Source organism: Corynebacterium sp. HMSC077D03 (assembly GCF_001808545.1).
Taxonomy (GTDB): domain Bacteria; phylum Actinomycetota; class Actinomycetes; order Mycobacteriales; family Mycobacteriaceae; genus Corynebacterium; species Corynebacterium simulans.
The window spans coordinates 1-12891 of sequence record NZ_KV793661.1 but is presented as its reverse complement, the minus strand read 5'-3'; the positions used below and the strand labels follow the sequence as shown (position 1 = coordinate 12891).

At 60.1% G+C, this 12891-nt stretch carries 14 protein-coding genes; all 14 read right to left on the bottom strand.

The window, feature by feature from the left end; genetic code table 11:
* Positions 1-10: 10 nt before the first annotated feature.
* The 14 genes from scpB to HMPREF2888_RS12325 all read right to left on the bottom strand — a co-directional run bounded on the left by scpB (position 11) and on the right by HMPREF2888_RS12325 (position 12754).
* A complete protein-coding gene (scpB, locus tag HMPREF2888_RS01825) occupies positions 11-556 on the bottom strand; it encodes an SMC-Scp complex subunit ScpB (protein ID WP_061926143.1) in 546 nt (181 codons plus the stop codon).
* Positions 557-635: 79 nt separating this feature from the next.
* Positions 636-1433, bottom strand: coding sequence for a segregation and condensation protein A (locus HMPREF2888_RS01820; RefSeq protein WP_061926140.1), 798 nt, complete (start codon positions 1431-1433; stop codon positions 636-638).
* Positions 1434-1444: 11 nt separating this feature from the next.
* Positions 1445-2323: a ParA family protein gene (locus HMPREF2888_RS01815; RefSeq protein ID WP_210386796.1), complete on the bottom strand. Its 879-nt coding sequence runs from the start codon at positions 2321-2323 to the stop codon at positions 1445-1447.
* A 113-nt stretch (positions 2324-2436) separates the two neighbouring features.
* The gene (locus HMPREF2888_RS01810) at positions 2437-3495 is read right to left on the bottom strand and encodes a hypothetical protein (RefSeq protein ID WP_070518116.1); all 1059 of its coding nucleotides are present in this window, start codon (positions 3493-3495) and stop codon (positions 2437-2439) included.
* A 41-nt stretch (positions 3496-3536) separates the two neighbouring features.
* On the bottom strand, positions 3537-4433 hold the full coding sequence (xerD, locus tag HMPREF2888_RS01805) for a site-specific tyrosine recombinase XerD (protein WP_070518115.1): 897 nt from the start codon (positions 4431-4433) through the stop codon (positions 3537-3539).
* Entirely contained in the window at positions 4430-5068 is a 639-nt protein-coding gene (locus tag HMPREF2888_RS01800) for an NUDIX domain-containing protein (protein ID WP_070518113.1), read from the bottom strand. The genes xerD and HMPREF2888_RS01800 overlap by 4 nt, the downstream gene beginning before the upstream one ends.
* On the bottom strand, positions 5069-5989 hold the full coding sequence (locus HMPREF2888_RS01795; protein ID WP_070518112.1) for a copper transporter: 921 nt from the start codon (positions 5987-5989) through the stop codon (positions 5069-5071).
* Positions 5989-7173 (bottom strand): putative cytokinetic ring protein SteA, encoded by a 1185-nt coding sequence (gene steA, locus HMPREF2888_RS01790; RefSeq protein WP_062040684.1) that lies wholly within the window; start codon positions 7171-7173, stop codon positions 5989-5991. Before steA ends, HMPREF2888_RS01795 begins: the two co-directional genes overlap by 1 nt.
* Positions 7174-7199: 26 nt before the next feature.
* Positions 7200-8876, bottom strand: a complete 1677-nt coding sequence (gene recN / locus HMPREF2888_RS01785; RefSeq protein WP_070518110.1) for a DNA repair protein RecN — start codon at positions 8874-8876, stop codon at positions 7200-7202.
* A 33-nt stretch (positions 8877-8909) separates the two neighbouring features.
* Positions 8910-9791: an NAD kinase gene (locus HMPREF2888_RS01780; protein WP_061926116.1), complete on the bottom strand. Its 882-nt coding sequence runs from the start codon at positions 9789-9791 to the stop codon at positions 8910-8912.
* On the bottom strand, positions 9788-10597 hold the full coding sequence (locus HMPREF2888_RS01775; protein WP_070518108.1) for a TlyA family RNA methyltransferase: 810 nt from the start codon (positions 10595-10597) through the stop codon (positions 9788-9790). The genes HMPREF2888_RS01780 and HMPREF2888_RS01775 overlap by 4 nt, the downstream gene beginning before the upstream one ends.
* Complete coding sequence (locus tag HMPREF2888_RS12820) at positions 10597-10758, bottom strand: hypothetical protein (RefSeq protein ID WP_168163248.1); 162 nt, start codon at positions 10756-10758, stop codon at positions 10597-10599. Before HMPREF2888_RS12820 ends, HMPREF2888_RS01775 begins: the two co-directional genes overlap by 1 nt.
* Positions 10749-11732: an HAD-IIA family hydrolase gene (locus tag HMPREF2888_RS01770; RefSeq protein WP_061926111.1), complete on the bottom strand. Its 984-nt coding sequence runs from the start codon at positions 11730-11732 to the stop codon at positions 10749-10751. The genes HMPREF2888_RS12820 and HMPREF2888_RS01770 overlap by 10 nt, the downstream gene beginning before the upstream one ends.
* A gap of 2 nt (positions 11733-11734) precedes the next feature.
* Positions 11735-12754: a tetratricopeptide repeat protein gene (locus HMPREF2888_RS12325; protein ID WP_061926108.1), complete on the bottom strand. Its 1020-nt coding sequence runs from the start codon at positions 12752-12754 to the stop codon at positions 11735-11737.
* Positions 12755-12891: the final 137 nt, after the last annotated feature.

Genomic DNA, 12891 nt, shown 5'->3' with positions numbered 1-12891 from the left:
GTGCGAATACCTAATATTCGGAATCGATCTGTTCCATATCCGGCAAAAGCGGTGCAAGATCCGGCAGGCGCTCCAGCGAGTCAATGCCCAGCAGCTCCAAGAAAAGCTCGGTGGTTTCGTAGCGGTGTGCTAGGCCTTCCTGCGGCAGCTCGCGTACGAGACCACGCACGGTGAGCGTGCGCATTACACCATCGACGTTGACGCCACGCACCGCAGCAACCTGGGCGCGGGTGACCGGCTGGCGATAGGCAACCACAGCAAGGGTTTCCAGCGCCGCACGGGAGAGCTTGGTCTGCGAGCCATCAAGCAGAAACTCTTCTACTGCATCGGCATTCTCCTGGCGGGTATAAAAGCGCCAGCCCTCCGCTGTCTCGCGCAGATCAATGCCTGAGCCCCGGGAATCAAACTCGCGCTGAATCGCCCGCAAGTGATCACTGACCACGGACTCCTCTAGGTCGAGCGCGCGAGCCAAAGACTCAACGGAGGCCGGCGAATCAATCACCAGAAGAATCGATTCAAGGCGCGAACGTTGCTGCGAGATTAGCGGAAGTTCCATGCCGGATACTGTACTGCACCGACACAGCTGGCCTACTGCGAGCCGGCATTAATCCCAGGCCGGGAATTACTCCACCGGTCTAATCCCAGTTGGAAGCCGCCACCACGGCAGGGTCCACGTCGAGACCGGTCCAGCTAAGTTCCAGTGGCCCGAGGGACTCTGGCTGCTCGGCGTCGACAGCCTTGGCCTTGTAGAGCTCCAGCAATGCCAGGAAACGGCCGACAACCTCCATCGAGACGGTGCAATCACGCGTGAGAGCAGCAAAACTCATCCACTGGCCCTCGCCCAGCAACTTCAGTGTGCTGAGGATCTTGCCGGCCTGCTCTGGGACAGAGACAGCAACCTGGTGAATATGGCCCGTGGCCACCTCATCCGGTGGCTTGGGGCGGAAGACGCTGGCAGCCAGCTCGGCAAAGGAGGCTGGCGTATGGCCCAGGCGGACCGGCGGGAGAAGTTCCACGAAAGCCTTCTCCATGGAGACGGCACGCGGATAGCGGCGCCGCGCCTGTCGCTGCCATTGGGCGAATTGGTCGGCAACTTGCTTATAAGCCTTGTACTGCAGAAGCCGGGCGAAGAGAAGGTCGCGCGTTTCGAGCAGCTCAAGGTCTTCCAGATCGTCGACATCGCCGCGCGGCAAGAGGCGGGCCGCCTTCAAATCCAGCAACGTGGCAGCCACGAGAAGAAACTCGGTGGTTTCATCCAAATCTGCGGTAGCCCCCAGCTGGCGGGTGTACGCGACAAACTCATCGGTGACCTCAGAAAGCGCCACTTCGGTTACGTCCAACTTTTTCGACTGAATCAGCTGGAGCAGCAGATCAAAAGGGCCCTCGAAGTTGCGCAGTGCAATTCGAAAGCCCGTAATCTCCGGTTGGGTCACGGATAATCTTCCTAGACGGTGGAGCGCTCAATAACCTCTTTAGCGAGGTTGCGGTATTGCTGCGCCGCCTGGGAGCTCGGTGCCCAGCTGGTAATCGGCTCACCGGCCACGGATGTCTCCGGGAAACGGACCGTACGCGTGATGACGGTGTCGAAGACCTTGTCACCGAAGTATTCGACTACACGGTCCATGACCTCGCGGGCATGCTTGGTGCGGCGGTCAAACATGGTGACCAGGATGCCCATGACCTCAAGGTCGAAGTTAATGCGCTCGGAAACTTTGTCCACGGTATCGGTCAAAAGTGCCAGACCGCGCAAGGAGAAGAACTCGCACTCCATCGGGATGATGACGCCCTGGGAACAGGCCAAAGCATTGACCGTAAGCAGGCCCAAAGAAGGCTGGCAATCAATGATGATGAAGTCGTAATCACGGCGAATCGGGCGCAGCGCACGGGCCAAGGTGTGCTCACGGCCAACCTCGTTGACCATCTGAATCTCGGCGGCCGACAAGTCAATGTTGGCCGGCACAAGGTCGAGGTTCGGTACACCAGTGTGCTGGATGGCGGAATGGATAGAAGTCTGGCTATCCAACATCACGTCATAGATGGTGTCCTCGATTTGGTCATGGGTCAGGCCCAAGCCTGCGGACAGTGCACCCTGCGGGTCCAAGTCAACGAGCAAGACTTTACGGCCCAGCTCTGCAAGGCACGCGCCCATGTTGATGGTCGAGGTGGTCTTGCCAACGCCACCTTTTTGATTACACATCGAGATGATGGTTGCTGGCCCGTGCTTTTCCAACGGAGCTGGATCTGGCAGCCCACGGATTGGACGCCCAGTCAGCCCCACCTGCGCTTTAGAGGCTGCAAACAGTCCCTCTTCGCCCACAGTCACACCTGCTTCCTTGACCACAAATCGATCACCAATGCCACCCGATGCAGGTGGCTGATTACAACGTTGTGATTATAGAGTACCCGCTTTGACCCTTTCATCGCGATCAAGCAAAACTATCCAGTTTCTTGACTTGATTTACGGCGACGCGAAAGCAGCCATCCCAGCACAATTAAAAGCAAAACGCCGCCGGCACCAATAGCCCACGGAAGAATCGAAGAACTATTCTTCGAATCCGCATTGGCACCTTCACCGGAGCCATTGTCAGGGTTTGGCACGTCCCCGGCAGTTTCCTTATTTGGGTCCGTCAGCGTCACTACGAGCACCGCCGCGTTATCGGAATCGCGGACCAGCTCCATGATGAACGGGTTATCCGGGGTTTGGCCTTCCGGATAGGTCAGTTCAAGCGTGCGCGAGGACTTATCCACCTTGCGCTTAACGCCCTTGATGAACTCGCCCTTCGCATTGAGATAGCGCAACGTAACGCCAGCCTCGTCGGTGTCCTTGAAGCGGTTATACAGATCCAGCGCCTGCATCACACCCATTTGCGCCGTGATGGTCTGGCCTTCAATCGTTGCATCCAGGTTGATGTACTCCGCCTGCGACACATCGACTCCACCTGCTGCCGCCGGATTATTCGCAGGGTCACCGCCTGGCACACCGCCCTGGGTGCCATTGCCACTAGCAGCGCCACCATCAGCGCCAGTCCCGGAACCAGAATCTTCACCAGCAGAACCACCGTCGCCGTTATCACCGCCGCCAGCGCCCTCACCGCTACCGTCACCAGCACCGCCGCCATGCAGCACTGCCCCGCCGTCTCCGCCATTGGCGATGTCCTCGCCTGCATTATTCAGGTCTTCCTGGGTGACCGAACCATCGGCCACGAGCGTCAGGCTAATGGTCGTGCCTTCATAGGTTACCGGCACCGTGACTTGGCCGCCTTCGGGCGGTGCGGTAATCGTGGCTGATCCGCCGGAGGCATTGATGTTCCAGCCCTCACCGGCATAACTTACGTCCACAGGGACCGGTAAAGACACGGTCGAAGTTTGGCCCGCTGGGACAGAGACTGAGGCGTCCTGTGCCTGCGCAGGCGCTACCGCCAGCACCATCGCCACTACCGCTGTTGCGGCAGCCAGCTTTGCCCCGCGCGTTACACCGGCAAGATTTTTCAGCATGTTCTACTTACTTTCCTGTCTATTTTTAAATTCGTTTAAGCCTAAGCCCTGGGATGCGCCGTGCGCCAGACTTCGCGCAGAGAATCCGCAGTGACGTGGGTATAGATCTGAGTCGTTGTCACCGAGGAATGCCCCAGCAGCTCCTGCACGGTACGCACGTCCGCACCGCCTTCTAATAGGTGCGTGGCAAAGGAGTGGCGCAGCGTGTGCGGTGAGATTGACTTTTTAATCCCGGCCCGCGCGGCGGCCTGTTTCAACACCGCCCATGCGCTTTGGCGAGACAGAGACCCACCGCGCGTATTGAGAAATAGTGCATGGGACTTGCCCTTCGACAGAACCGGCCGGCCCCGCACCATGTACTCCTCCACGGCCTTTTGCGCCTGTGATCCCACCGGAACCAAGCGCTGCTTATCGCCCTTACCGGTTAACATCAACATGCCATCGTTTTCGGTTACATCATCAACAGTTAAAGAGGTGACCTCCGTGATGCGTGCACCCGTGCCGTAGAGCAATTCCAGCAGCGCACGGTCGCGAATATCAATCGGAGTGGCCACTTCCCCCGTAGGCACCGAATCGAGTAGCTTTTCTACCTCCTCAATCTGCAGGGTTTCCGGCAGGTGCTGCGCATTCTTCGGAGGAGTCACTTCACTAGCCACATCCACATCGAGGATGCCCTCAGCCACGGCGAACTTGTGCAGCCCACGGGCGACGATGAGAGCCCTGCTTGCCGACGACGCGGCCATCGAGCCGCGCAAAAACTTCAGGTAGTTTTCAACCATGCCACGGTCGACTGCCGCTAAATCATCCACCCCATTGTCAGCCAGCCAGCCCAAATAGCGACGCACATCCCTGCGATAGTTGCTCAAGGTATTGGCCGAAGCGCCTCTTTCCACCGCTAGGTGGTTGAGCCACGTCGCAGCTAGTCCCTCCGCCTTCACAGCTTCTTCAGGTCAGGGCCAGGGCGACGCGCAGCCATCGCGGTCGGGCGCAGCTCGAAAGGCTCGTCCACACTACGCGGCTTGCGGCCGCCGCGATAAACGGCATAGGCCGCCAAGATGCCGGTGGCCGCTATCGAATTGACGATGTCACCAGAAATCACTCGATCGACCGCCTCTTCAAGCGGCACCCACGCGAAGTCCATGTCGGCTTCCTCATCGCCTTCAGCATCCATTCGCGGGACAGCACTTAACCCGCGGGATAAAAACACGCGCACGGCTTCCTCGCAGAAGCCCGGCGAGGTGATGATATCCGCAAGCACGGACCAGTCTTCAGCGGCCAGCCCGGCTTCTTCCTGCAGTTCCCTCTTCGCTCCGGTGAGTTCGTCCTCCCCCTTGATGTCGAGCAAGCCAGCAGGAAGCTCCCACAGGCGCCTATCCGCACTACGGCGATATTGATTGACCATGGCGATGCGCTCTTCATCATCCACCGCGACGATAGCCACAGCGCCAAAGTGCTCTACTACCTCACGGTAGGCGGTGGTCCCGCCCGGCATCACTACTTCGTCCCGGCGCACTGCGATAATCGGGGCGTCGAGAAGCAGCTCACTGCTGCGTACCTCGAAGTCATGAGCCATTTAGAGATCCTCCGGCAGGCTCGGCGCCGCCGCATCGGCCGAGGAAGCAGCACCATAGGCACCCTTGCCTCCGTCGAGCTGCTCCTTTGCCGCCATAACCGCGGCCATGCGCGAGGTGGTGCGGTCGATGGAGTCCACCGTCGAGATTGCGGATTTGGCCTCACGCAGCTTGCCAATGACGCGATCTTCGGCAGCTTGCTCTACGCGTGCTGCCACCACTGTGTTTCCGCCGGCCGCGTCTAGGGCCTCTAGGAAATTGACCGTCTGATCGGTGTAGTAACCAGGAAAGCCCTTACCGCCGACGTAAACCACAGCCTGTGCAGGCAAAATAGTGCCGTCTTCATAGTCGATATATCCGGCATCGCGCAGCGCCTGCAGCAGGTTCGCGCGGTCCTTGGTTGAAGCCAGTGGCTCGGTGGTCTTTGGATCCATCAGTAAGGCCGCGGCCAGCGCCTGGCCGGAGTGCGTGCCTGCATCCACCTTCTTGGAGTCAAGCTTGGCACCCGCCGGCAATGCGCTAGTGACCAAAGAAAGCAGCTTATCCGCGCCCTCCTGGCGGTAGAACTCGTCCGTTAGCTTAATCTCGCCAGCGTCTTCGGCATCCGCAGACTTGAGCAAGCTACGGATTGCGCGCACGTCGCCCTCGCTGGCTTCCCCAGTCGAGATAACTAGCACGGGACGCTGCGCCAAGCTGCCATCAACTACGACGGGAGCCAGTTTGTCAAGGACGGAGTCGCTAGAGTCTGCCTGTGCCTTAAGCACTTCCTCATTCTGAGCCTTCTTCTGGAACTCCTCGCGTAGCGATGAATCGCCTCCGGCGCCGCCCGACGGCATATTCGGAGCAATCGCCAGCGCCCCCAAGGCCACGCCCACGGCGGTGCCGAAACCAAGACCAGCAACAAGAAGTGACTTACCCGCCATTACTTAAACCATCCTTGCACGCTCAAAGCAAAGTTATTCCAGGTATCGATGAGGTTCTGACCGAAGGAAGCGTCGCCGCCCAAGCCCACGATGATGACTATCACGGCCAGCGCAACCAGGATGCCAAGCAGAGCCCAGAGCCATCCGATGCCGCCGGAGCTCGGGTTGGTGTAAAGGTTGATGACGGAATCGGCATCCACCAGGCGCGTGCCCGCCTTCATACGGGAAAGCATCGCAGCCGGAGTAGCGTGCTCTTGCTTAGCAAAGATATCGTCCAGGTCCAGGGAGCGCCCGACCTGCACAATCATCTGGGCGCCGTGATAATCAGCCAGCAGCAGCGCAAGATCGGTGGCGGAGTCTGTTGCCGCCGGGAAGGTCATCGCACCGATGCCTAGGTCTTGGATGCGCTCAAGGCCCTCCGCGGTGCCGTCTGGATCTGCAGGCAAGATAACGCGCGCACCGCAGCGCAGAGTCTCGGAGCTAATCTCGGAAGGATCACCGACAATAAAATGCGGCTTATAGCCCAAATCCACCACGGTATCTGCTGCAGAATCCACACCAATGATGATCGGCTCGTATTCGCGGATGAAGTTGCGCAGCAGCTTCACCTTGTTGCGATGGTCCGTGGACGGCGAGACAACCAACACCTTGCGGCCTGCCATCTCGGTGCCGGAATCCGGAACGCCCAGGCCGTCGATAAGCAGCGGACCCTCGGAATGGATGAACTCGATGGAGTTGCCGAAGAAAGCCTCCATATGGTCAATCAGCTCGCGTTGTGCGGAGGAGAAATTCTTCTCGGCCTTCTCGCGGCTCACAACCTTTCCCGTGGCCACCTCGGTATCGCCAATGAAGACGACGCCTTCCTCATTAATCCGGGCCTTCTTGCCGTCCTTAAAGCTGGAGACGAATTCCTCGCCCACGCCCTCGATCAGGGTCACACCAGCGTCCAACAGCATGTGCGGGCCGTAGTTCGGGATGGACCCGGTGGTAAATTCTGCGACATTCAGGACAGCTGCAGGCTTGATATCGACCAGCATCTGCGCTTCCTGGCGGGAAATATTGGCGGCATTGATGACGGCAAAGTCACCTTCGACGAACTTCTTCATGCCCTTTCCGCCCGGGGTGCAGTCACGCAGCGCACCGTGTTCACCAGGCAGATCGGAGTTACGGGAAAACAGACTCATGTCTGCCATTGTCCCCCGTCACAAACTTAAATTGTGGAAGGCGCGCGGAACGCTGCCACTTCTGCCTGAGCGCGATCGAACAATTCCTGTGCATGCGCGCGGCCGGTCTCCGTATCATCCAGACCCGCGAGCATGCGGGCAAGTTCTTCTACCCGCTCGCTAGCGCTGAGATCGCTGACACCGGAGGTGAATTTCTCCTTCGAGACATGCAGGTGACTATCTGCATAGGCGGCAACCTGTGGCAGGTGGGTGACCACGATGACCTGGTTGGAGGTAGCTAGACGCGCTAGGCGACGCCCGATTTCTACCGCGGCGCGGCCGCCCACGCCGGCGTCGACCTCGTCGAAGACCATGGTCGCGCCATCTCCATCCGCCAGCACGACCTCCAGCGCCAGCATGACGCGGGAAAGCTCGCCGCCAGAGGCCGCGCCTGCCAGCGGCTTGCCGTTGAGTTGAAACTCCACCTCGTCGGCACCGGTCTTGGAATACTTCGCTTCCCGGATTTCCACGTTGAGCGCGGAATTCGGCATGGCAAGTCCGTGGATCTCCTCGGTGACCTGCATACTTAAGTTCTTCGCGGCCTTCTTGCGGGCCTTGGTCAGCGCGCTGGCCTTAGCTACCATTTGTTTCTCGGCCTCCATGACCTTAGCCTTGAGCTCTTCCAAAACCTCGGCGGAGGTATCCATGGAGTCGAGTTTTTCTGCCGCGGCGTCACGCCAAGCCAAAACGCCGTCGATGTCAGCGGCATACTTGCGGGTCAGCTGCTTCAGATCTTGCTGACGGCGCAGCGATTCTTCGAGCAGGTTTGGGTCGGCAGGTAGCGATTCTAGGTACGTGCCCAGCTCGGCGGCGATATCGGAGACCTGGCTGGTGATATCGCTCAAGCGTTCACCCAATGCCGCGAGCTCCTTATCGCTAGAGCCCACCAACGCGGTGCTGGCACGGCCCAACAATGCGGAGGCAGCCTCGGCCTCGCCAAAAGAATCATCGCCGTCTACGGCCGAAAGCGCGGTCGCTGCCGCCTCGCGTAAGGTATCAACGTCCTGCAAGCGCTGGATGAGGGTAACAAGCTCGGTGTCCTCGCCCGGTTCTGGGGCGACCTCACCAATTTCATTGATTGCAAATTGCAGGCGATCTACCTCTTGCGCCAGCTCGCGGCGCGATTCCGTGCGGCGCTTATAGTCCTTGGCTAGGTCGCGCCAGGTGCGAAAAGCCTCGGTGTAGGTCTCGCGGACCTTAGCAATTGCAGGCTCCGAACGATCAACCGCGGCCAATTGCTGTTCGGGGGCAAGAAGACGCAGCTGATCGTTTTGGCCGTGCACCGTTAAAACGTGGGAAGAAAAATCACCCAGCGTTGCAGCAGGCACCGCGCGCCCGCCCAGGTAGGCGCGGGAGCGGCCAGCCGCCGACACCGTTCGGGAGGCGATATATTCGCCATTCTCGTCAGCGACGCCACCGACGGACTCCACGACCTCGGCGGCTGCCGCGCGAGCTGTGGCAAAGCGCCCCTCCACTGCTGCTTTCTGTGCACCATCACGCACGCGGGAGGCGTCGGCACGCCCGCCAGCCAGAAGGCGCAGGCCGGTGACAACCATGGTCTTACCAGCGCCGGTCTCACCGGTTAAGACGGTAAGACCTTCCGCGAACTCCGCCGCAGAGCGCTCAATGACGCCTAAGTCCTCGATAGTGATATCAACGAGCATGTCTGTGCCACACCTGCCTTTCTTTTAAAAAGCCTAGCTTTGCGGGCCGCGCCAGCCGTGCACTGGCAATCGGAGCTTAGATACCAACCTATCCGTAAAGGGTTGGTCATCCAGGCGCACCCACTTGACCGGATGCGCACCGCGGACCGCCTCCACACGCGAACCAGGCGGCATCGCGATTTCGCGGAAACCATCCAAGATGACGATTGCCGGAGAGGTAGCCGAGGCCGACTCTACCGCGACCTTGGACAGTGGAGAGACCACCATCGGCTTGGTAAACAGCGCGTGGGCGTTGTTGGGAACCACGAGGAGTGCGTCCAGGGATGGCCAAAGAACCGGGCCGCCGGCGGAGAAGGCATAGGCGGTGGAACCAGTCGGCGTGGAAATTAGCACGCCGTCGCAGCCAAAGGAAGATACCGGGCGGCCATCGATTTCCAAGATGGCGTCCAGCACACCGGAACGGTTGAGGTTTTCAATGGAGGCCTCGTTGAGTGCCCAACCGCGCTCGATGAGCTTGCCTGAGCGGTCAGTGACCTCGACGTCGAGAGTAAGGCGGTCCTCTACCTCGTAGTCGCAATCGATAACGCGCACGAGCGCGCGCTCCAAGGATTCCGCTTCCCATTGCGCGAGGAAGCCCACGTGGCCCAGGTTGATGCCCAACACCGGGACATCGACTGCGCGAGCCATGTCGGCAGCACGCAGGAAGGTGCCATCGCCGCCTAGGACGAGGACGAGCTCGCAGCCTGCGGCCGCAGCCGGGGTGTGCTCAACGTGCTGCAACTCTGGCAGCACGTGTTCCGGCGCGCTGACGCGGACCGTGATGCCGGCCTCCTGGAGAATCTCAGCAGCGCGGATAGTGGACTCGAGGTTGTCTGCACGGCTGGCGTGCGGGACAAGCAGAATTTCGCGCTTCACTGTGGCCCTTCCTCAATGGCGGTGCGCACCATCTCAGCGATATCTTCATCTTTGGTTACCTGGCCGTCTTTGACCAGCCACAGGAAATACTCCACGTTTCCGCTAGGTCCCGGGAGCGGTGAGGCTGCCACGCCTTTGACGCTAACCCCCAAGGTCTGCGCAAAGCGCGCCACCTCCTCAGTGACCTCCTGACGCAGCTCCGACGAACGAACGACGCCGCCAGCGCCGATACGGTCTTTGCCGACCTCAAACTGCGGCTTGACCATGGGCAGCAGCCATGCGCCCTCTGCCATCACATCGACGATGGCGGGCAAGACCAGCTTCAAAGAGATGAAGGAAAGATCACCCACCATGGCATCACAAGGCCCCTCGGTGATGTCTAGATCAAGATTGCGGATGTTGGTACGGTCGAGTACCTTTACGCGCTCGTCGTTCTGCAGGCGCCACAGCAGCTGGCCGTAGCCCACGTCGACGGAGATCACCTCGCGAGCCCCTTTTCGCAGGCACACGTCGGTGAAACCACCGGTGGAGGCGCCGGCGTCGAGAACACGCTTATCTTTCAAGTCGACGTCGAAGGCCTCAAGCGCCCCGAGCAGTTTATGTGCTCCGCGGGAAGCCCAGTCATCATTGTCAGCCGCCTCAACCTTGATGGAGACTTCCGGCTCTACGACGGTCGCGGGTTTGCTGGCCTTGAATCCGCCCACGGTAACGCGGCCGGCCTTGATCATCTCGACGGCCTGTTCCCTAGAACGAGCGATCTTCCTGCGGACGAGTTCTGCATCCAAACGACGCCGTTGTGGTGGCATTAGTTCTCCTGCAAGGCCTCACGCAGCACGGCGTGGGCGCTATCTAGTTGGGCTACTTCTTCGCTTAGCGACGTCGCGGGCTGGCCCAAGATTTCAGACATCGCGGCGTCGACTTCCTCGGGCGCCATGACGGCGCGCGGATCGTGCGGCTTTATCGCCATGCAGCTACTGCTTTCTCAGCAAACTCGCTGCGCGGCTGGATATAGCGTGGCGGCTCAGGCATGGCCCAGGCAACCTCAAGAACGGTGCGCAGCGCCTGGATGGAGGTGGATTTTTCGTTTCCGCCCTGCAGCACAATGTCATATCCGTCGCAGCGGGCGCGGAAATCGCCCTGTGCGCCGGGCTTTGCCACCGCAACGGGCAGCGACAGCTCGTGGAAGCCCGCACCGATGAAGTTCGGGCGCTGGGCTACCGGGGCCTCGATGAGCTCCAGCTCTCCCGATACACCGGTGAGCACGTGGAAGGTGTCCATCGCCGCTGCATTGCCACCGGCAATATCGGTGTCTAGGCGGTCGCCCACGGCAAGAGGTTTCTTCGACCCGACCTTTTTCGCCGCGTAGGTAAACATTGCAGGCTCCGGTTTGCCGGCGGAGATGGGCTCCACGCCAGTCGACGCCGCGACTGCCCCCACGAGGGCACCATTGCCCACGGCGAAGCCACGCTCGGTGGGCAACGAGGTATCCAGATTGGTGGCGAAGAACTTAGCGCCGTTGTTGATGGCGTAAGCAGCTTCGGATAGCTCCTTCCAACCAATCGCCTTATCCATTCCCTGGACCACTGCTGCGGGCTTATCCTCGGCGCTGTCTACCACCTGGTATCCAGCTTCACGCGTGAGCGTGCGGAAGGACTCTGCACCGATAACGAGAACCTTGGAGCCAGCCGGGATTTCCGAGGCCATGAGCACCAAAGAAGCCTGAGCGGAAGTCACGATGTGTTCCGGATCGGCTAGCAGACCGATCTCAGAAAGCATCGAAGCCACAGCCTCCGGGCTCCGGGAGGCATTGTTGGTGACGTAAACGGCGGGAACGCCACAGGAGTTAATAACATCCACGACGCAGCGCAGCGGCTGGCCGCCTTCCCAAACGGTGCCATCGAGGTCGAGCAAAAGCGAATCGTGGGCTTTGAGAATATTCATGACTAGATCTCTGCTAGGCGTTCGGCGGCGTCGGTCCAGTCTCCTTCATCAATTTTGACTGCATGCTTGAACCACTCCTTGGCCTCGTCCTTGCGGCCTGCTTCCAGCAGCGCATTGGCGTAGGCATAGGACAAGCGGCATGCGGAAACACCGCGGTCTTCCTTGTTGGGGTTAGCGCGCTGCATGGTCACAACAGCAGACTCTGCCTGACCCATATCGATGCGTGCGCCGGCGACGACGATGGCAAGCTCGATTGCGGAATCGCCATCCAACTCGCGTGCTTCCTCGCTGCGACCAAGCTCGACCGCTTTTTCCGGACGCCCCAGGCCGCGCTCACAGTCAGCCATTACGGCCAGCAGACCTGGACCACCGGAGATTCGACGGGCTGCGCGCAACTCCGACAGGGCTTCCTTCCATTCGCCCGCGTGGTACGCCGCGACACCATTGGCCTCGCGGGCGACGGCTACACGACCGGCACGGTCCTTGGCGGCTCGCGCATGACGCAGTGCCAGCTTTGGATCATCATCCATCCAGGTGCCGGCCATAATCAGGTGCTTAGCGACGGCCTCCATGTTCTCCTTGGACAAAGAGCGCAGGTCCTGCAGCACCGACGGATCCAAGTCCTCGATGTTGATATCGGAAGGCAGGTCTGGGTCAGTCATACGACGGTTAATGCGCTCTTCGCGGTAACCGGAACGCTGCGGATGTGCCCTATCGAAGCGCTTACCGCCATTACCGCGACCGCGGCGATCATTACCGCGTGCGTCATTGCGACGGTCGTTGCCTCGACGCTCGTCGCGATTTCCACGGCCACCGCGATCGTTGCGGTCACGAGAGCCATTACGGCGCTCCCCATCCCAACCGTCGCGGCCGCCGCGACGGTTATCACGGCTATCGCGGTCCTCACCACGACCGTAGCCACGGCCACCACCACGGCGGTTGTCACGGCCACCGTTCTTGCGGTCACCGTAGTTCCCACGGCCGGAGCCGCCCTTACGATCGTTGAAACTGCGCTCAGACATCTAGCCTTACTCTCTTCTTGATTAAAACTCGTCCGTTACTACCGGCCTAGTTTACAGGCCATAAAGGACAAGACAGAAACCTCTACTTTACGCACCACAAGCGCTAGAACCAAGCGGGGCCCTATCCTAATCAACCA